The following is an 18,654-nucleotide window of genomic DNA, read 5'->3' on the forward strand; positions in this document are numbered from 1 at the left end:
CGCCCTTCCCGCTGTCGGTGGGCCGGAGGTGACGTGCAGGACGAGGACGACCGGCGGTCGCGGGGTTCCCGCGCGGGCCGGCGTGCCCGGGGGGACGGGCCTCCCCCTGCGGACGACGTCCTCGCCCGGCTCGGCATCCGCGCCACCGAAGACCCCGAGCCTGCCCCGTGGGCGGACGAGACCTCCGGGCGCGAGCGCCGCGCCCCTGAGGGACCGGGCGTTGGCGGGTACGACCCCGCCCCGACGACGAACGGCCGGCCGCGGAACGGCACCGCCCCGAGCCAGTCCTGGCCGGGGCAGCCCGGCGGGTACGAGCAGGCCGGGACCGGACAGGCCGGACGCCGAGCCGCCGACGAGCGCAGCAGCCTCGGCCCCGCTGGGCAGGGCAACGGCCACGGCCCGGCCGGGCAGGGCGAGAACGGCGTCGGACGGGAAGGCTACGGACGCAGCGGCGCGGGACAGGGCCGTCCAGGAGGCAACGGCGCTGCCCCCGGTTCTTCCGAGCCGAGGAGCTACGGCCGGAACAGCGCCGGACAGAGCGGGTACGGGCCGCCCGGCGCCACGCAGAGCATCCCCACGCCGAACAGCGCCGCCCAGAACACCGGGGCGGACGGCCCCGGGCGGAACAACGCCCCGCCGAACACGGGACCGAACGGGTTCGGGCAGAGCGGCGTCGGCCAGAACGGCGCCGGCCAGAACGGGGTCGGGCAGAACGGCGCCGGCCGGAACACCCCCGGGCCTCAGGGCTACGACCGCCTACGTGGCGACCAGGGTGGCGGCAGACAGGCTGGCCCGCAGGCCGGTCCCGCCGGACCGGTCGGAAAAGCCGGCGACCGACGGCCGGATGCCCGCCCCGGCCCGTCGAGCGCCGACCCGCGGCGCGCGGTCCCGCGCCGACCCGACGCTTCCGACGCCGCAGCCACAACGGGGATCCGCCCCGACAGGCCGCGCCGTCCCTCCGATCCCGCGACGAGCACCGTCGGCGTCCCGGCCGGCCCCGCCGGTGCACCGCTCCGAACCCCGAACGCCGGCGGCCGACCGCCGGCGCAGGACTCCGCACCCCAGGCCAGCCCTGCGCGCCGACCCGGCGCCGCGCCGCGCCCGCAGCCGGACGAGGCCGAAGGGACGACCGCCTCCCCCACCACCCGCCTCCGCGCCCGCACGGGCTCTCCGGACAGCCCCGGCCGCGCCCTGCGCACCCCCCGCGGCGACGACACCGCGCTCGTTCCCCCCGTCGAGGACGAGGCCGCAGACGACGATGCCCTCGCCGACCGCACCCGCGCGATCGACGCGAGCCTCACCCGCCTGACCGCCGCCCATGCCGGCGTCAGCCTGGACGACGACGAGGACGACGAGAGCGACGAGGACGAGGCCCCCCGCGCCCGTCGCGCCGACCGCCGGACCGCCACGGACACCCCGCCGAAGCGGCCGTCCCGCCTCGCCCTGGCCGGCCGGATCACCGCGGCCGCGCTGGCGGTCCTGACCTTCCTCGGCGTCGCGCTGAGCTGGGGCGCCACCCGCTGGATGGACTCGACGATCCGCTCGGTCGCCGCCCTCGACCCCGAGTCCGGGGTGATCGACGCCGCGGGCCAGGCCGGCGACGACAACGTCCTGGTCCTCGGCACCGCCTCCGGCAGCTCGGGCACCCCGGCGGCCACGGACGAGCGGACGGACACCCTGATGCTCGCGCACGTCGCCGCGGACGGGGACCGGGTCGTCGGCGTCTCCTTCCCGATGGACCTGGAGATCAACCGACCGCCCTGCCCGCGCTGGGATCCCGCGGCCGCCACCTACCTCGACGAGACGGTCCCCGCCGAGACCCGCACCGCACTGTCGTCGGCCTACACGGTGGGCGGGCCGCGATGCCTGGTCCGCACCGTCCAGCAGCTCACGGGGATGTCCGTGACCCGGTTCGTCGCGCTGGACCTGCCCGGCATCGCCGGCATGGTCGACGCGATCGGTGGCGTCGACGTGTGCGTCGGGCAACCCGTCGAGGACCGCACACTCGGGACCGTGGTCCCGCAGGCCGGCACCACCCGGCTCGACGGCACGCAGGCCGTCCGGTTCGCCGAGGCGGCCGCGGTGCCGACCGACCCCTCCCCCGCGCTGGGCCAGCTGCAACGTCAGCAACAGCTGCTCGCGGCCACCTTCCGCGAGGCACTCTCCGCCTCGACCCTGCTGTCCCCGACCACGACCCGGGACTTCGCCGCCGCCCTGGGCCGCAGCATGCTGGCCGACGACGTCGGCGTGCACGAGATGGTCCGGCTGACCTCGGCGCTCGACCGGCCGTCCGCCGACGGCGTGACCTTCCTGCCGCTGCCCGTCTCGGCCGTGCCGAACACCCGCGGCAACCTGGAGCTGCGCGACACCGAGTCCTCCCGGTTGTTCTCCGCGCTGCGCAAGGGCCAGCCCCTCCCCACCACCACGACACCGGTGGCGTCCGCCGAGGGGCCGAAGCCCTCCGACGTGACGGTCGGCGTGGTCAACGCCGCGGGCCGCGACGGGCTGGGCCGCCAGGTCGGCGACGCACTGCGGTCGCTCGGGTTCGGCGTGGGCGAGGTCGGCAACGCCGCGCAGCCCTCCGCCGAGACGGTCCTGCGCTTCTCCCCCGACCGCGCCGACGCCGCCGAGCTGCTCCGCGAGGTCGTCCCCGGCGCCCGGCTCGTCCAGGACCCGGGCAGCACCGGGACCCTCCAGCTGGTCCTCGGCAGCTCGTTCGACGGCACCGTGCGGGCCCCCGTGACCGACGCGGCCGCCCCGGCGGCGCAGACGGCCCCGACCGCCTCCTGCGGCTGACCGCGACCCCGAGCATTCATCGCCGGTTCACGTCCTGCTGCTGTGCGCCGGATCGCACCCCTTTACCCTCGGACCATGCGCGACGCCTACACGGACCAGCTCGACGAGCTCGGCGACGCTCTCGCCGGGATGTGCGAGGACGTCGCGACGGCCATGGAGAAGGCGACCCGCGCGCTCCTCGACGCGGATCTCCGGCTCGCCGAACAGGTCATCGACGAGGACATCCGGATCGACGAGATCCGGCACTCCGCCGAGGAGAAGGCGTTCGCCCTGCTCGTCCTGCAGGCCCCGGTGGCGACGGACCTGAGGATCGTCGTCTCCGCGATCCACGGCGCCGGGGACATCGAGCGGATGGGCGACCTGGCGCTGCACGTCGCGCAGGCCGCACGGCGCCGCCACCCCCAGCCGGTGCTGCCGGAGGAGATCGCGCCGTACTTCGCCGAGATGGGCCGGGTCGGTGTGGCACTGGCCCGCAAGGCCGGCGCGGTCATCCGCAGCCGCGACCTCGCGGCGGCCGCCGAGCTCGAGTCGGACGACGACGCGATGGACGACCTGCACAAGCACATGTTCACGGTGCTGATGGACCGGAACTGGGACCACGGCGTGGAGGCGGCGGTCGACGTCACGCTGCTCGCCCGGTTCTACGAGCGCTACGCGGACCATGCCGTCGCCGTCGCACGGCGGATCGTCTACGTCGTCACCGGGCAGATGCCGGGGCCGCTCGCCGTCTGATCGCCGCTCCCACGTTTGCGGCACCCCGTGATCGGGCTACACAGGTGCATGACGGATCATGTGTACCGCGTCACCGAGATCGTCGGCACCTCGCCCGAGAGCGTCGAAGCGGCGATCCGCAACGGCGTGAGCCGTGCCCACGAGACACTCCGCGGGCTGGACTGGTTCGAGGTCACGGAGATCCGCGGAAACCTGCAGGACGGGGCCGTCGACTACTTCCAGGTCGGGCTGAAGGTGGGCTTCCGGCTCGGCGCCTAGAACGCCCGTCGTTCATCGACCGTTCACGGGGACCCGGCCGTGGTCGTCCGTCCCGTTTCCTAGGCTGACCCGGTGGCACGGGAGACCCTGGACGGCAACACCGCCCGGCTGCAGGCGCTGCTCGGCGAGATGGGCGACGCCGTCGTGGTCGCGTTCCGGGCGGCCTGCGCCGCCCTGCTCGACCGGCACCCCCGCCTGGCCCAGCGGGTGATCGAGGGCGACCCGGCCATCGACGACCTGCGGGCGCGGATCGAGGTCCTCGCGACCGAGACCATCACCATCTTCGCGCCGGTCGGGCCGGACATGCGGGTGGTCGTGGCGGCCATCCAGTCCGCGCACGAGCTCGAACGGGTGGGCGACCTCGCCCAGCACATCGCCGAGGCCGCGCACCGGCGGGACCCGCTGCCGGCCGTGCCGGACGTCGCCCGCGACCTCGTCGTGGAGCTCAGCGCCCAGGTCACCGCCATGGTGGCCAAGGCCGTCACGGTGCTGCGGACCCGCAACGTCCTCCTTGCCCTCGAGCTCGAGTCCGACGACGACCGGGTGGACGCGCTGCACCGCGACCTGTTCGCCCTGATGTTCGGCGAGCGTTGGACCTGCGGGATCCCCGCCGCCGTCGACCTGACGCTGCTCGCCCGCTTCTACGAGCGCATCGCCGACCACGCCGTGGCCCTGGCCGAGCGCACCGTCTACGTCGTGACCGGGCACCACCCCGAGGCCCTGCAGATCTAGGCCGAGAACGCCGAACGCCGGCGGCATCGCGCACCGCCGGCGTCCGTTCCCGCAGGTCCCCGGCTCAGCCGAACCGGCCGGAGACGTAGTCCTCGGTCGCCTTCTGCTTCGGCTGCGAGAAGATCGTCTTCGTCTCGTCCATCTCCACGAGGTGGCCGGGCTTTCCGGTCCCCTCGATGTTGAAGAAGCCCGTGAAGTCGCTGACCCGCGCCGCCTGCTGCATGTTGTGGGTCACGATGACGATCGTGTAGTCCGTCTTGAGCTCGTTGATCAGGTCCTCGATCGCGAGCGTGGAGATCGGGTCGAGCGCCGAGCAGGGCTCGTCCATGAGCAGCACGTCGGGCTGCACCGCGATCGCGCGGGCGATGCAGAGCCGCTGCTGCTGACCGCCGGAGAGGCTCGAACCCGGCTTGTCGAGGCGGTCCTTGACCTCGTTCCACAGGTTGGCACCCCGCAGGGAGCGCTCGACGAGCTCGTCGGTCGCCTTCTTGCCGGCCCGCTTGTTGTTCAGGCGCTGTCCGGCGATCACGTTCTCGTAGATCGACATCGTGGGGAACGGGTTGGGCCGCTGGAAGACCATGCCGATCTGCCGGCGCACGCCCACGGGGTCCACGCCACTGCCGTAGAGGTCGCGGCCGTCGAGCTCGAGCTTCCCCTCGACGCGGGCGCCGGGGATCACCTCGTGCATCCGGTTGATCGACCGCAGGAAGGTCGACTTGCCGCAGCCGGACGGCCCGATCAGGGCCGTGACCGTCTTCGGCTTGATCTCCATGTCGACGCCCTCGACGGCGAGGAACGAGCCGTAGTAGATGTTGAGGTTCTTGGCGGTGACGGCTTTGCTCACGTCGGATCCTCGCCTTATCGGGTCTTGGGGGCGAACAGCTTGGCGACGAGGCGCGCCAGCAGGTTGAGGACGAGCACGATGATGATCAGCACGAGGGCCGAGGTCCACGCGCGGTCGATGAAGGGCTCGCGGGGCACGCCCGGCGCGGCGTAGGAGTTGTACGCGAACACCGGCAGCGTGGTCATCCGGCCGCTGAAGGGGTTGAGGTTCACCCCCGTGGTCAGGCCGGCGATGATCAACAGCGGGGCCGTCTCACCGATGACGCGGGCGATCGCGAGGGTCACGCCGGAGGCGATACCGGCGATCGACGTCGGGATGACGACCTTGAGGATGGTGCGCCACTTCGGCGTCCCGAGCGCGTAGGCGGCCTCGCGCAGCTCGTTCGGGACGATCTTGAGCATCTCCTCGGTCGAGCGCACGACGACGGGGATCATCAGGATCGACAGGGCGACCGCGCCGCCGAAGCCGAAGCGGATGCCCGGGCCGGCGAAGAGCGCGAAGAACGCGAAGGCGAACAGGCCCGCGACGATCGACGGGATGCCCGTCATGACGTCGACGAAGAAGGTGATGGCCCGCGCCAGCCGACCCTTGCCGTACTCGACCAGGTAGACGGCCGTCAGGATGCCGATCGGGATGGACATCAGGGCGGCCAGCGCCGTGATGATCAGCGTGCCCATGATCGCGTGGTAGCCGCCGCCACCCTCGCCGACGACGCCGCGCATCGAGTTGGTGAAGAACGCCGCGTCGAAGCGGGCCAGCCCGTTCTGGATCACGGTGACGACCACGGAGATCAGCGGGATCAGCGCGATCAGGAAGGCGACCGTGACCACGATGGTGACGACGCGGTCGGTCGCCTTGCGGCCGCCCTCCACGAAGCGCGAGACGGCGTACGTGGCGACGGCGTACAGGACGGCGCCGAGCACCAGGGTGAGCCCGAGGCCGAAATTGCCCGTGGCGGCGAGGATCCCGCCGACCACGACGAGCGAGGCGACGAGGATCGCCCACGGCGCCCAGCGGGGCAGTTCCCCGTGGACGAGCGGCATCGGGACGACGGCCTGCTCGGCCAACTCGCCGTCCGTCCGGGAGCGTTCGGTGTCGGTGCGGGTGTCGCTGGTCATCAGTTCGCCCCCGAGAACTCGCGCCGCCGGTTGATGATCCAGCGCGCGATGGAGTTGACGAGCAGGGTGATCACGAAGAGCACCAGGCCCGACGCGATCAGGGTGTTCACCGCGACGCCGGTGGAGTCGGGGAACTGCAGGGCGATGTTCGCCGCGATCGACGACGGGTTGCTCGAGCTGATCAGGTTGAAGGTGACGATGCCCGAGCCGGACAGGATGATCGCGACGGCCATCGTCTCGCCGAGTGCGCGGCCGAGGCCGAGCATGGCGCCCGAGATGATGCCGGAGCGGCCGAACGGCAGGACGGCCATGCGGATCATCTCCCAGCGCGTCGCGCCGAGGGCCAGAGCGGCCTCCTCGTGCAGCTTCGGCGTCTGGAGGAAGACCTCGCGGGAGACGGCGGTGATGATCGGCAGGATCATCACCGCGAGCGTGACGCCGACGACGAGCATCGTGCGGCCCGTGGCCGACACCGGCCCGGCGAACAGCGGGATCCAGCCGAGGTAGTCCTGCAGCCGCGTCATGAACGGCAGCGAGGCGGGCGCGAGGACGGCCACTCCCCACAGCCCGTACACGATGCTGGGCACCGCGGCGAGCAGGTCGACCACGTAGCCGAGACCCTGGGCCAGCCGGCGAGGCGCGTAGTGGGTGATGAAGAGGGCGACGGCCACCGCGAGCGGGGTCGCGATCAGCAACGCGATCAGGGCGGAGAGCAGCGTGCCGAAGACCAGCGGGCCGATGTAGACGGCCAGGTTGCGGCCGCCCGGCAGTTCCTCGGGGGAGGCGGTGAAGGCCGGGATCGCCTGCGCGATGAGGAAGACCGCCACACCGGCGAGCACGATCAGGATCAGGACGCCGGCGCCCGTGGCGGACCCGGCGAAGATCCGATCGCCGAGCTGACGGACGGGCTTGGTCGACGGGGTCGCCGTCGCGGGGGTCGTAGTGGGGGCGCTCACGGCGTCCTCTCTGCAAGCGGGGTGGGGCGGCACCGGGCGGGGCCGGGCGGTCGCGGTGCGACGACCCGGCCCCGCCGGCTCACGTGCTCATCAGGCGATGGAGCTGACCGCCGGCGTGATCTGCTGGCGGATCGCGTCGGTCAGCGGGGCGGAGCCGGCGGCCTGCTGCGCGGCCTGCTGACCCTCCGGGCTGATCACGTAGTTCAGGTACGCCTTGACGAGGCCGGACTTGGCGGCGTCGGTGTACTTGCTGCACGCGATCGCGTACGACACGAGCGAGATCGGGTAGGCACTCGAGTCGGTCACGGTGCGGTTGAGCTTGTAGGCGAAGGCGTGCGGGCCCCCTTCCGAGACGCGCTCGGAGGACTCGAGCAGCTTGGCCGCCCCGTCCGGCGTCGGGCCGACGTACTGGTCGCCGACCTTGATCTTCGCCTGGCCGAGGCCCTGGGCCTGGCTCTCGTCCGCGTAGCCGATGGTGCCCTGGCCCGCCTTGACGGCGCCGACGACACCCGAGGTGCCCTGGGCGGCCTCACCGCCCTGGACCGGCCAGCTGTCGCTGACGTCGTACGGCCAGTCCGCACCGGCGGCGGCCTTCAGGTAGTCGGCGAAGTTCTGGGTGGTGCCGGACTTGTCCGACCGGTTGACCGGCGCGATCGCGGTCGACGGCAGGTTCACGCCCGGGTTGTCCGCGGCGATGGCCGGGTCGTTCCAGGTGGTGATCTTCTTGTCGAAGATCTTCGCCAGGGTCGACGGCGAGAGCTGCAGGTTGTCGACGCCCGGGAGGTTGTAGACGACCGCGATCGGCGAGACGTAGACGGGGATCTCGACGATGTCGCCGCCACACCGCTGCTGCGCCTTGCCCAGCTCGTCGCCCTTGATGTAGGCGTCGCTGCCCGCCCAGTCCACGCCACCGGCGATGAACTGGGTGCGGCCCGCGCCCGAGCCGCTCGGGTCGTAGTTGATGGTGGCGTCGGGGTTGCTGCCGGTGAAGCCCGCGACCCAGGCCTGGGTGGCGGCCTGCTGGGTGCTGGCGCCGGCGCCGGAGATCGTGCCCGACACGTTCGACGACGGGGCGCTCGACGCGCCGCCCGCCGACGAGCCCTCGTTGGCCGCACCGCAGCCGGCGAGCACGATGGCCCCACCGGCCGCCAGGCCGACGGCGGCGATCCGCGCGCGCTTCTGGCGCATGGTCTTCACTGCTGGTTCCTCCGTGGTTCGGGGAGCCGGTCGGAACCGGCCGCACGTGCGACCCACACCGAGCCGCTCGGCGTCGAACGCTAAGTGCGTCCGGTGGACGCTCGACCCACGGCGAATGAACGGGGAGTGAACAGGTAACCCGAACGGCGCGGGGTTCATCACCCGCCCGACGGGGCGTGACTCACCCGTGACCTGCGACGTGATCGGCCACACGGACCGGTGACGGGGGGCTGACGCAGCATCACGAGGAGTACATGACGTCCGAGGTGTGGACGGCGAAGCCGAGCTTCTCGTAGACGCGCACGGCCGGCGCGTTGTCCGCCTCGACGTAGAGCAGCACGGTGTCGAGCCCGCGCCCGGCCAGGTGGTGCAGGCCGGCCAGGGTCAGCACGCGGCCCAGGCCGCGGCCGTGCGCGGCGGGGTCGACGCCGAGGACGTAGACCTCACCCAGGGACGGCTCGGTCGCCGTCGGCGGGTGCACCTTGGTCCAGTGGTAGCCGAGCAGGGTGCCGTCGGCGTCCACGGCCAGCAGGAAACCCTCGGGGTCGAACCAGTCCTCGGCCTCGCGCTCGCGGACCTGGTCGACCGCCCAGCCGCCCTGCTCCGGGTGCCAGTCGAAGGCGGCGTTGTTGACGCGCAGGAACTCGCTCTCGTCCTCGCCCACCACGAAGGGGCGGATCGTGACGCCCGCGGGCACGGTCAGCGCGGGCAGCGGGCCGGCGCCGGGGGTGCGGCGCATCTGCCACAGCACCCGGGCGCGTTCCAGATCGTGGGACTGTGCGAGGGCGGCGGCCGCCGGGAGGTCGCCGTGCGCCCAGACATCGATCTTCGCGGCCCGGCCGGTCAGCTCGGCGAGCAGCGCGGCACCGAGCCCGCGGCGGCGGTGGTCGGGGTGCACGGCCAGCTCGGCCGACGTGCCGTCGAGCTGGGCGTACCCGGCGACGGTCCCGTCGGCGCGGGCCACGAGGTGCGTGACGCCCTCGCGGGGCCCGCCGCGCAGGTTGAGCAGGAACTGCTCGGAGAAGGGTTCGCGCCCGTCGGCCCGCTCGGCCGCCTCGGCCAGGGCGCGGACGCCGGCCGTCGTGGCGGGGTCGATCTCGGACAGGACCCGGACGGCGCTCACCGGGACGACCCTACCCGCGGGCCGTCCCGGTGTGCCGTGATCGGTCGATCAGTGCATCTGGTGCAGGCCACGGAAGGCGGCTCGGTCGCCGTCGTCGTCCGTGTCCGTGTCGCTCTCCTCGGGGATCCCGCCGGCCGGCACGCCCAGCCCGGCGCGGCCGGGGCGGACGAACTTGTAGCCGACGTTGCGCACCGTGCCGATCATCTGCTCGTGCTCGGGGCCGAGCTTCGCGCGCAGCCGCCGCACGTGGACGTCGACGGTGCGGGTGCCACCGAAGAAGTCGTAGCCCCAGACCTCCTGCAGCAGCTGAGCCCGGGTGAACACCCGGCCCGCGTGCTGCGCGAGGTACTTGAGCAGCTCGAACTCCTTGTAGGTGAGCTCGAGCAGGCGCCCGCGCAGCCGCGCCGCGTAGGTCGCCTCGTCGATCACCAGCTCGCCCAGCACCAGTGCGCCGCCCGCGCTCGCGGAGTCCGCGCCCGGGCGGGACTTCAGCAGCCGCAGGCGGGCGTCGACCTCCGCGGGACCCGCGGACGGGAGCAGGATCTCGTCGACCACCCACTCACCGGAGACGGCCACGAGTCCGCCTTCGTTGAGCACGGCGATGACGGGCACGTCCGTGCCGGTGCTGCCGAGCAGCCGGCAGAGGCTCCGCGCGGCGACCAGGTCGGTCCGTGCGTCGACCAGGACCGCGTCGTGGGGGCCGGCGTCGAGCAGCGCGGCCACCTCGGGCGCTGCCGTCCGGACGCCGTGCGGGAGCAGGGTCAGCGCGGGGAGCACCGAACCGGGGTCCGTGTCCGCTGTCAGCAGTAGCAGTTCCACCGCTGCCTCCTCTCCACCGGGGAATCGACGGCGGACGCCACGCCCGGCGTCCGTCGTTCTGGTCACGGTGGGCGACGCCGACCTCCGTCCCGCACCGCGTGACCCGGCGGGTCCGTCACGCGGATCGGTCAAGAATAGACAAGCGGTTGCCGCGGACACGAGTTCCGCGAGCCAGCTCACCCCGTTCGACGTGCTCGTGCGCTGCAGAAATACCTGTGCGTGACGAATTCCCTCATCCGGAGGCGGCTGCGGTTTCGGGCGCGTTACGTACCCGTCAGAGCACTGTTACGGATGGCGGGTGGCGGGCCCGCCGCACGGGCCGGCGTCGGGGGTCTCTAGGTTGGGCCCGCGCGACGTGTGGGAGCCGGAGGTCGAGAGTGAAACGCCTGATCGTCGCGGTGCTGGTGCTCGCCGGGGTACTGGTCGCCGCGGACTACGCCGCCGCCGCGGCAGCGGAGTCGGTGGTGTCCCGCGAGCTGCGGGACCGGCTCGGCCTGGCCGACGACCCCTCGGTGCGGATCAACGGCTTCCCCTTCCTCACCCAGGCGGTCTCGGGCGAGTACCGCTCCGTGGAGGTCCGCGCGGACCGGCTCCAGGTCGGCGACCTGCACAACGTGCAGCTGCGCGCCGACCTGCGGAACGTCGAGGCGCCGCTGTCCGGCCTGCTCGGCGGCGGCACGCCCGGCCTGCGGGTGACCACGGCCGAGGGTGCGGCCCGCGTCGGCGCGGACGACCTGCAGCGGATGCTCCCGGGCGTCGAGCGGTTCAGCCTCGGCAACGTCGACGCCAACGCGATCGCCGACGTCGTCGACGAGGGCGGCGACCCGACCATGCGCCAGCTCGACCCGGACTCCGTCGCGCGGCTCTCCGGCACCGTGACGATCGCCGGCGAGGAGTACCAGCCCGTCGTGCTCGCCGAGCTGCAGGTGGCCGACGGCGTCATGCGAGTCGTGCCGCGGGACGTGCGCGGCAGCGACGGCGACCCGCTGCCCGAGGCGATCACCGAGCTGGTCGAGCAGACCTTCGCGCTGCGCATCGACCCTGGCGGCCTCCCCTTCGGCGTGGTGCCCACGAAGCTCCAGGCCCGCGACGGCACGCTGGAGATCTCCGGCGAGGCGCGCGACGTCGTCGTCGGGGCACTCCCCGGATCGGGTACGACGGGCTGACCCGGGAACATCGCGCCGGCCGGCCGGGTTGGCCCGGGACATGAGCGGTACGGGACTCGTGGTCCTGATCGCGGTGCTGGTGGCGGCCACCGCACTGGGGCTGGTGCTGCGCGCCCGCAACGGCCGGGTGCGGACCCCGTCCGGCGCCGGCTCGCCGGACGGCTGGGCCCTCACCGGTTCCGCCCCCGAGGGTGCGGAGCAGGTGCTCCTGCTGCAGCTCTCGTCGCCGGTCTGCACCCCTTGCCGGCAGACGGCGGGCGTGCTCGGCGAGCTGGCCGCGGGCGAGCCCGGGGTGCGGCACGTGGAGATCGACGTCGCCGATCGCCCGGACGTCGCCCGCGCGCTGTCCGTGATGCGGACGCCCACCACGATCGGCTTCGACCGCACCGGCCGTGAGCTGCTGCGGGTGTCCGGCGTGCCCCGGCGCGCGGAGCTCGCCGCGGCGCTGGCCCCGGAGCTGCGCGGACGCCCGGCGTGACGGGCGTCCATCTTCCGGGACGCCGCTCCCGCCGACCGGACCTTTCGGTTACCCTCGCTGCCGTGAACTGGCCGCTGACCCGACGCCGCGCAGTCGATCTGTGCCGCGTGGCCGGCTGCCTGTGTCGGCCCTCCTGACCCCGACCCCTTCGTCGAGAACCCTCAGGAGTTCCCCCATGTCCGCACCGGACGGGTCCGGCGCTCCCGCGCGCTCGGTCGACCCGCCCCTGGACCCGCGCGGCGTGCGGTCCGCCGCCGGACTGACCACCGTCGTCCTGGCGCTGGTCCTCGTCAGCGGCAGCGGCTGGCTCGCTGCCGCGCAGGCGCTGGTGTTCGCGCTGGGCGCGTTCGCCGGCATGCGGTTCGCGCCCTACGGCGTGCTCTACCGGCTGGCGGTCGCCCCTCGCCTGGGCCCGCCCGCCGAGCGCGAGGAGGCGGCCCCCGTCCGTTTCTCCCAGACTGTCGGCTTCCTCTTCGCCGCGGTCGGCGCGCTCGGTTACCTCTCCGGGCTGACCGTGCTCGGCATCGTCGCCACCGCGTTCGCGTTGGTGGCCGCCTTCCTCAACGCCGCCTTCGGCTTCTGCCTGGGCTGCGAGATGTACGGCCTGCTCGCACGGGCGCGCGCCGCACGCGCCTGACCCCTCTTCGTTCACCATCGACACCGACACACAGGAGTGACATCACCATGAGCCGCGAGGACGTCCTGGTCACCGCCGACTGGGCGGAGAAGAACCTGGGCACCGAGGGCGTCGTGTTCCTCGAGGTCGACGAGGACACCACCGCCTACGACGGCGGCCACCTCCCGGGTGCCGTCAAGATCAACTGGACGACCGAGCTGCAGGACCCGGTCCGCCGCGACATCGTGTCGCAGGAGCAGTTCGCCGAGCTGCTGTCGAGCAAGGGCGTCGCCGACGACGACCTGGTCGTCCTCTACGGCGGCAACAACAACTGGTTCGCCGCGTACGCGTACTGGGAGTTCAAGCTCTACGGGCACGAGAAGGTCGTGCTGCTCGACGGCGGCCGCAAGAAGTGGGAGCTCGACGGCCGCACGCTGACCACGGACGTCCCGGAGCGCAGCGGCACCACCTACACCGCCAAGCCGGCCGACAACACGATCCGCGCCTTGCGTGACGAGGTCGTCGAGGCGATCGACACCAAGAACCTGGTCGACGTCCGGTCGCCCGACGAGTTCTCCGGCAAGATCCTCGCCCCGGCCCACCTGCCGCAGGAGCAGTCGCAGCGGCCGGGCCACATCCCGTCGGCGATCAACATCCCGTGGTCGAAGGCGGCCAACGAGGACGGCACCTTCAAGTCGGACGAGGAGCTCACCGCCCTCTACGGCGAGGCGGGCTTCGACGCCGGCAAGTCGACCATCGCCTACTGCCGCATCGGCGAGCGTTCCAGCCACACGTGGTTCGTGCTGCGTGAGCTGCTGGGGCACTCGGACGTCAAGAACTACGACGGCAGCTGGACCGAGTACGGCTCGCTCATCGGCGTGCCGATCGAGCTGGGGAGCAAGTGACCAATGTGTGGAGCACCTGACCAGGCGGCGCAGCTGCCCGCCGGTACCGACCTGACCAAGGAGACCGTCCTGGCCGGGCGCGTCGTGGCCGGTGACAAGCCGGTCGGCGGCGCGTTCGTGCGCCTGCTCGACGGGACCGGCGAGTTCACAGCGGAGGTCGTGTCGTCGGCCTCCGGCGACTTCCGGTTCTTCGCCGCGCCGGGCACCTGGACCGTCCGGGCGCTGTCCCGCAGCGGCAACGGCGAGGCCACGCTCTCGCCGGAGGCGCCGGGCCTGCACCGCACGGAGATCGCCGTCGCCTGACGACCGCGGACCCGCATCGCCCCGGTCACCCTCGCGGTGGCCGGGGCGGTGTGCTGTCCGGCCTCCCGCGGGTCGGGGTCAGACCGTCGGTGGTGCCGGGGCGAGGCGTGCCGCCGTCACGTGCGCGACGACGACCGCGACGATGACCAGCGGCATCACGGCCAGCCCGTCGGCCCCGAGCAGCAGCGTCGCCAGCAGCACCGAGGTGAGCGGCAGCCGCAGCATCACCACGGACATGGCGCCGATGCCGATGGCCGCCCCCGCGACGAGCGGCAGCCCGGGCAGGTGCGAGAGCAGCACGCCGCCGGCCGCCCCGATGAACAACGCCGGGAAGATCGGGCCACCGCGGAAGCTCGCGAGGCACAGCGCGTAGGTCAGCACCTTGGCCACGAGCACGATCACCAGCGCCGGCACGCTCCACCCGGCGCTGCCGAGCAGCAGCGGACCCAGGGCCTCCTGCCCGGAGAACAGCACGAACGACACGTCGTGCCCGCTCAGGACCGCCGCCAGCACCGCCAGCCCGGCCACGACCACCCCGACCACCGGCCCCGCCACGACGATCCGGGGCTCGACCTGCCGGCGCACCACCGCCGTCAACCGGTGGATCACGACGCCGACCAGCGCCGCCAGCAGGCCCACCAGCACGGCCCACCCGAATTCCACGATGTCGGTCGTGCCGAACGCGGGGAGGCCGGGCAGCGTCAGCGACGCCGTGCCGAGCCCGGTCAGGGAGTCGAGCCCGAGGAAGATCAGCGAGCCGATCCCGGCCGCGAGCAGGCCGGGCAGCAGGATCACGCCGAGCGCCGCACCCGCGGCCAGCGACGCCTCCATCAGCAGGAAGGCACCGAGGATCGGCGAGCCCAGCAGGGCGCTGATCGCCGCGAAGCTGCCGGTCGCGGCGAGCACGGCCGTCGTCCGTCCGTCGGCGCCCCTGCGGAAGGCGTGCAGGGCCAGCACGCCGAGACCGCCGCCCAGGGCGATCAGCGGCGCCTCGGGCCCCAGCACGACCCCGAGCCCCAGCCCGACGAGCGCGGCGAGCAGGATCCCGGGCAGATCCCGCGGGACGGGCACGTGGCCCGTCTTGAAGCCGTCGGCGGGCGAGTGGCCCCCCTGCCCGGGCAGGTAGCGGATGACCGCCCCGACGATCAGGCCCGCGACGGCCAGGACCGGGAACGGCCACCACACGGGCGCGGTGGCGAAGCCGAGGGCGCGCGGCAGGTCGGTGTAGGTCCAGCTCTGCAGCCCCGACACCAGCTGGAGGAAGAAGTACGCGGCCGCCGAGATCGGCGCACCGACGATCGCCGCGAGGATCAGGAGCCGGGTGTAGCCGGCCGAGCGGAGGACGTCCTCGGGGGACTGCGGTGCCGCCGTGCCCGTCGTCGTCCCGGTCCTCGCGGCCTCGTCCGCCTGGGCCATCAGCGGTCTCCCGTCGTCGCGCCGGTCGTCCACCCTCGCGCCCGCGCGCCCGGGCGGCACCGCCCGGAGCGGGTGACTCAGTCGCTCGCGGCCCTCGTCCGGTCCCGAGCCCGCACGGCCGCGGCGGCCATGCGTTCCGGGCCGCTCGTCAGGGCGCGGCGCCAGGGCGGGACACCGTCGATCTCGATCTCCAGCGAGAAGCTGAGGAACGTGCGGATGACGACGATCAGACCGAGGATCGCGACGTTCTGCAGGGTCGGCTCGACCGCGATCGTGCGCAGCAGGTCCGCGGCGACCAGGACCTCGATCGCGAGCAGCAGCGTGCCGCCGAAGGTCTCGCGCAGGGTCTGGTAGCCCTCGCGGCCGCGCCCGGTGGCGAGCCAGACCCGCGCCGACAGCACGACCGACCAGACGAGGCCGATCACCAGCACCGCGGCGCCGAGGACCTCGAAGGCCACCGCCGCGCCGTCCATCAGCCGGACGACCGTCGTCGTCGCCGGCTCGGCCGCGAGCCCACCCATTCCGCCCCTCCCGCCCGCAGCGTGGTCCGTACGGAGGCGCGCCGCCCTCACCCGGGTCGGGCGAACGGGGGGTCGGCGGGACTATGCTCGCCCGCCGTGCACTGGTTCTTCACCGTGCTGCTGATCGCGGCGAGCGCCGGCACGGTCGCCTTCACCGGCTTCCTGCTGCGGCGCCTCTTCACGACGGCGCCCGACGCCGCCGCCGCGCTCGCGGCCCGGCCGACCGAGGAAGTCCCGGAGGAGCCCTCCGCATGACGCAGCCCGACGGCAACGACGTCCCCACCACGATCACCGGCCCCGTCAACGCCGCGCCGGACTCACCGCAGCGCAACCGCCCCCAGTGGGACGACCTGCCGGTCCCCGACGACACCGCCAACCTCCGGCAGGGCCCGGACCTGCACGAGCAGTGCGTCGGCCTGCTCCCGCTGATCGGCGTGTGGCGCGGGACCGGCGAGGTCGTCTACCCGACCATCGACGGACCCTTCCACTTCGGCCAGCAGCTCGTGTTCGCGCACGACGGGCGCCCGTTCGTCTCGTACGAGGCCCGAGCCTGGCTGCTCGACGAGGACGGGAAGGTCATCCGGCCCGCCGCGCGCGAGACCGGGTTCTGGCGCCCGCAGCCCGACGGCTCGCTCGAGGTCCTCATCGCCCACGCCACCGGCATCATCGAGGCCTGGTACGGCGAGAAGGGCGACCTGCGCTCCTGGCAGATCGAGACCGACGCGGTGGTGCGCACCCCGTCCGCCAAGGACGTCGTCGCGGCCAAGCGGCTCTACGGCCTGGTCAACCAGGGCGACCTCGCCTACGTCGACGAGCGGGCGATGCAGGGGCAGCCGATGCAGCCGCACATGTCCGCCCTGCTGCACCGGGTGGTGGGCTGAGGGCGGTCCGCTGTGGCGATGATCGTTCCGGTGTGACCGTGCCACTGGCGCCGATGAGCTGAGGAGCGCCTGTCGCGCTCGGAGTGATCGTGCGGTGCGGGCGGGTCAGGGGCGGCGGGGCCGGCCGAGCATGCGGTCGACCTCGGCGCGGTCGAGGCCGGCGAGCTTCGCGACCTGGTCCGGGCCGAGGCCGGCGGCGGCCAGCCGGCGGACGACGGCGCCGAGCTCGTCCCGGCGGGTACGCATCTCCTCCGCGAGCCGGCTGAGCTCCTCCTGCTGGCTCTGCAGCTCGACCGTCGCGCCGACCGCGCGCGCCGGGTCGTCGAGCAGCACGGCGAGGAGCCGGTCGCGGGCGTCGCCGCGGCGCGGGTCGACCACGCCGTTCGGCTGCGCGGCACGCGCGCGCGCCGCCAGGGCGTGCTGGACGGCCGCGGCGACGGTCCGGCTGGACCCCGCCTCCTCCGGCCCCGGCTGGTCGATGCCCGGCTGCTCGGCACTGACGGGCTCGAGCCCACCCGGCTGAGCGGGTTCCTGCTGGTCGGCGTCCTGCGGTTCGGAGCCCGGCGGCTCGGCCTGGGCAGGGCGGTCGGCCGAGGTCTGGTCGGCGGCCCCGCTTCCGGTCACCGTCTCGGTCTCCGTCTCGGTCTCCGGCTCGTTCTCGCCACCGTCAGCGGACCCGTCGGGCCCCGAGGGAGCAGGGCCGGTGGCGTCCGTGCTCGCGGCCGGCACGGTGCTCTGCTCGGCGAGGGCGGCGAGCTGGGCGGCGGTGGGGCGCTCGTCGGTGGGAGCCACCGCGTCGCCCGCGGCCGGCTCCTGCCCGCTCTCCGGCACCGCCTCGCGGGAGCGCGCGTAGGGGGTGGGCGCACCCTTCGCGGCCGCCATGAGCCGCGCAGCGCGGGTTGCCGGGGTGAGCTCGGGCTCCTCGGCGTCGGGAGTTGGCCGGTCGGCAGGAACGGAGCGGGGGCCGGACTCGCCGATGACCGGCACGGAGTCGCGCCGCAGCGACACGACGTCGGCGACGCCCTCCTGCCGGTCGGCAGCAGCAGCTCGGGCAGCCGGTTCATCGGCGCCTGTCGTCGGCGGCTCCGCAGGGGCGGTTCGGCCCGTCACTCCCTCCGCCGCTCCCTCCGACGTGGCGTCGCCGGCGGGCCGGGCTGCGGAGGTGTCCTCGCCGGCGGCGTCGGCTTCGACATCCACCGCACCCTGGTCGGCGAGCGAACGGTGTCCGACGGCGGTCGCGCGGCCGTCGGTGCGCCCCGGGCCCGGCTCGTCGCCCCGCGACTCCTCCTGCGGGCCCGGGTCGTCGCCCGAGGCGGCGCGGCGGGCCTCGGTCTGGATGGCGGCGGCGTGCTCGGCCGCCGCACGGTGGGCGCGGGCACGCGCGAGCAGGACGTCGGACTGCACGGGGAGCGGCGCGGTGTCGGCCTCGCGGACGGCCACCGCGTCGGCCACGGTCCGCGGGCGGGCCTGCCCGACGAGCGCGGCCGCGTCATCGGGACCCGCAGCAGCACCACCCGCAGCAGCACCACCCGCCGCGACCCCGGCGGGCACGGGCTCGGGCGCGGGGCGCGGCGCAGGCATCTCGCCGACGGACTCGCCGGTCCAGTCGGAGTGGGTAGGCTCGGCCACCGGCTGGGACTTCGCCTTGCCGCGCAACGCCCGCACGACGACGATCACGACCGCGATCACCAGTGCCGCGGCCCCGACGCCGAGCGGCACGAGGACGTCAGCCGAGAACGCCTGCTCCATGAGCGCGCACGCTACGCCGATCTACGTCACGGTGTGCAGTCGTT

The 18,654-nt window shown here is 73.7% G+C and carries 21 protein-coding genes; 12 read left to right on the top strand and 9 right to left on the bottom strand.

What is annotated here, in order from left to right:
- The first annotated feature begins 33 nt into the window (after positions 1–33).
- The 4 genes from PKE99_RS12980 to phoU (PKE99_RS12995) all read left to right on the top strand — a co-directional run bounded on the left by PKE99_RS12980 (position 34) and on the right by phoU (PKE99_RS12995) (position 4,518).
- On the top strand, positions 34–2,796 hold the full coding sequence (locus PKE99_RS12980) for an LCP family glycopolymer transferase (protein ID WP_037049542.1): 2,763 nt from the start codon (positions 34–36) through the stop codon (positions 2,794–2,796).
- 75 nt (positions 2,797–2,871) lie between these two features.
- The gene (gene phoU, locus PKE99_RS12985) at positions 2,872–3,528 is read left to right on the top strand and encodes a phosphate signaling complex protein PhoU (protein ID WP_037049540.1); all 657 of its coding nucleotides are present in this window, start codon (positions 2,872–2,874) and stop codon (positions 3,526–3,528) included.
- 48 nt (positions 3,529–3,576) lie between these two features.
- Positions 3,577–3,786: a dodecin gene (locus tag PKE99_RS12990; RefSeq protein ID WP_037049539.1), complete on the top strand. Its 210-nt coding sequence runs from the start codon at positions 3,577–3,579 to the stop codon at positions 3,784–3,786.
- A gap of 72 nt (positions 3,787–3,858) precedes the next feature.
- Complete coding sequence (phoU, locus tag PKE99_RS12995; RefSeq protein ID WP_037049537.1) at positions 3,859–4,518, top strand: phosphate signaling complex protein PhoU; 660 nt, start codon at positions 3,859–3,861, stop codon at positions 4,516–4,518.
- A gap of 64 nt (positions 4,519–4,582) precedes the next feature.
- Here the strand turns inward: phoU (PKE99_RS12995) and pstB are convergent, their stop codons facing one another.
- The 6 genes from pstB to PKE99_RS13025 all read right to left on the bottom strand — a co-directional run bounded on the left by pstB (position 4,583) and on the right by PKE99_RS13025 (position 10,575).
- On the bottom strand, positions 4,583–5,362 hold the full coding sequence (gene pstB / locus PKE99_RS13000; protein ID WP_037049535.1) for a phosphate ABC transporter ATP-binding protein PstB: 780 nt from the start codon (positions 5,360–5,362) through the stop codon (positions 4,583–4,585).
- Positions 5,363–5,376: 14 nt separating this feature from the next.
- Positions 5,377–6,480: a phosphate ABC transporter permease PstA gene (pstA, locus tag PKE99_RS13005; protein WP_037049533.1), complete on the bottom strand. Its 1,104-nt coding sequence runs from the start codon at positions 6,478–6,480 to the stop codon at positions 5,377–5,379.
- Positions 6,480–7,436, bottom strand: coding sequence for a phosphate ABC transporter permease subunit PstC (gene pstC / locus PKE99_RS13010; RefSeq protein ID WP_037049530.1), 957 nt, complete (start codon positions 7,434–7,436; stop codon positions 6,480–6,482). The genes pstA and pstC overlap by 1 nt, the downstream gene beginning before the upstream one ends.
- Positions 7,437–7,526: 90 nt before the next feature.
- Positions 7,527–8,624, bottom strand: coding sequence for a phosphate ABC transporter substrate-binding protein PstS (gene pstS, locus PKE99_RS13015; RefSeq protein WP_037049609.1), 1,098 nt, complete (start codon positions 8,622–8,624; stop codon positions 7,527–7,529).
- Between the two features lie 250 nt (positions 8,625–8,874).
- On the bottom strand, positions 8,875–9,756 hold the full coding sequence (gene mshD / locus PKE99_RS13020; RefSeq protein ID WP_037049527.1) for a mycothiol synthase: 882 nt from the start codon (positions 9,754–9,756) through the stop codon (positions 8,875–8,877).
- A gap of 48 nt (positions 9,757–9,804) precedes the next feature.
- Positions 9,805–10,575, bottom strand: coding sequence for a winged helix-turn-helix transcriptional regulator (locus PKE99_RS13025; protein ID WP_051737859.1), 771 nt, complete (start codon positions 10,573–10,575; stop codon positions 9,805–9,807).
- 377 nt (positions 10,576–10,952) lie between these two features.
- Here PKE99_RS13025 and PKE99_RS13030 point away from each other — a divergent pair, with 377 nt between their 5' ends.
- The 6 genes from PKE99_RS13030 (at position 10,953) to PKE99_RS13050 (ending at position 14,043) form a co-directional block, all read left to right on the top strand.
- The gene (locus tag PKE99_RS13030) at positions 10,953–11,741 is read left to right on the top strand and encodes an LmeA family phospholipid-binding protein (RefSeq protein ID WP_037049525.1); all 789 of its coding nucleotides are present in this window, start codon (positions 10,953–10,955) and stop codon (positions 11,739–11,741) included.
- Between the two features lie 40 nt (positions 11,742–11,781).
- Entirely contained in the window at positions 11,782–12,219 is a 438-nt protein-coding gene (locus PKE99_RS13035; RefSeq protein ID WP_037049523.1) for a thioredoxin family protein, read from the top strand.
- A gap of 62 nt (positions 12,220–12,281) precedes the next feature.
- Complete coding sequence (locus tag PKE99_RS39010; RefSeq protein ID WP_358202161.1) at positions 12,282–12,356, top strand: Ms5788A family Cys-rich leader peptide; 75 nt, start codon at positions 12,282–12,284, stop codon at positions 12,354–12,356.
- 38 nt (positions 12,357–12,394) lie between these two features.
- Positions 12,395–12,856 carry a DUF4395 domain-containing protein gene (locus PKE99_RS13040; protein WP_051737858.1) on the top strand — a complete coding sequence of 154 codons (462 nt, stop codon included), beginning with the start codon at positions 12,395–12,397 and terminating at the stop codon, positions 12,854–12,856.
- 47 nt (positions 12,857–12,903) lie between these two features.
- Positions 12,904–13,740, top strand: coding sequence for a sulfurtransferase (locus PKE99_RS13045; RefSeq protein WP_037049520.1), 837 nt, complete (start codon positions 12,904–12,906; stop codon positions 13,738–13,740).
- 3 nt (positions 13,741–13,743) lie between these two features.
- Entirely contained in the window at positions 13,744–14,043 is a 300-nt protein-coding gene (locus PKE99_RS13050; protein ID WP_037049519.1) for a DUF1416 domain-containing protein, read from the top strand.
- Positions 14,044–14,121: 78 nt separating this feature from the next.
- Here PKE99_RS13050 and PKE99_RS13055 read toward each other — a convergent pair whose 3' ends face one another.
- On the bottom strand, positions 14,122–15,459 hold the full coding sequence (locus tag PKE99_RS13055; protein WP_037049600.1) for a chloride channel protein: 1,338 nt from the start codon (positions 15,457–15,459) through the stop codon (positions 14,122–14,124).
- A gap of 77 nt (positions 15,460–15,536) precedes the next feature.
- Entirely contained in the window at positions 15,537–15,980 is a 444-nt protein-coding gene (locus tag PKE99_RS13060; RefSeq protein ID WP_197040750.1) for a DUF1622 domain-containing protein, read from the bottom strand.
- A 96-nt stretch (positions 15,981–16,076) separates the two neighbouring features.
- Here PKE99_RS13060 and PKE99_RS13065 point away from each other — a divergent pair, with 96 nt between their 5' ends.
- Both PKE99_RS13065 and PKE99_RS13070 read left to right on the top strand, forming a co-directional pair.
- Complete coding sequence (locus tag PKE99_RS13065; RefSeq protein ID WP_156067801.1) at positions 16,077–16,235, top strand: hypothetical protein; 159 nt, start codon at positions 16,077–16,079, stop codon at positions 16,233–16,235.
- The gene (locus PKE99_RS13070) at positions 16,232–16,861 is read left to right on the top strand and encodes a heme-binding beta-barrel domain-containing protein (RefSeq protein ID WP_081924491.1); all 630 of its coding nucleotides are present in this window, start codon (positions 16,232–16,234) and stop codon (positions 16,859–16,861) included. The genes PKE99_RS13065 and PKE99_RS13070 overlap by 4 nt, the downstream gene beginning before the upstream one ends.
- A 105-nt stretch (positions 16,862–16,966) precedes the next feature.
- On the opposite strand, the gene PKE99_RS13075 is transcribed toward PKE99_RS13070, so the two are convergent.
- Positions 16,967–18,610, bottom strand: a complete 1,644-nt coding sequence (locus PKE99_RS13075; RefSeq protein ID WP_037049517.1) for a hypothetical protein — start codon at positions 18,608–18,610, stop codon at positions 16,967–16,969.
- Positions 18,611–18,654: the final 44 nt, after the last annotated feature.

This window comes from Pseudonocardia halophobica (assembly GCF_027922425.1).
Classification (GTDB): Bacteria; Actinomycetota; Actinomycetes; order Mycobacteriales; family Pseudonocardiaceae; genus Pseudonocardia; species Pseudonocardia halophobica.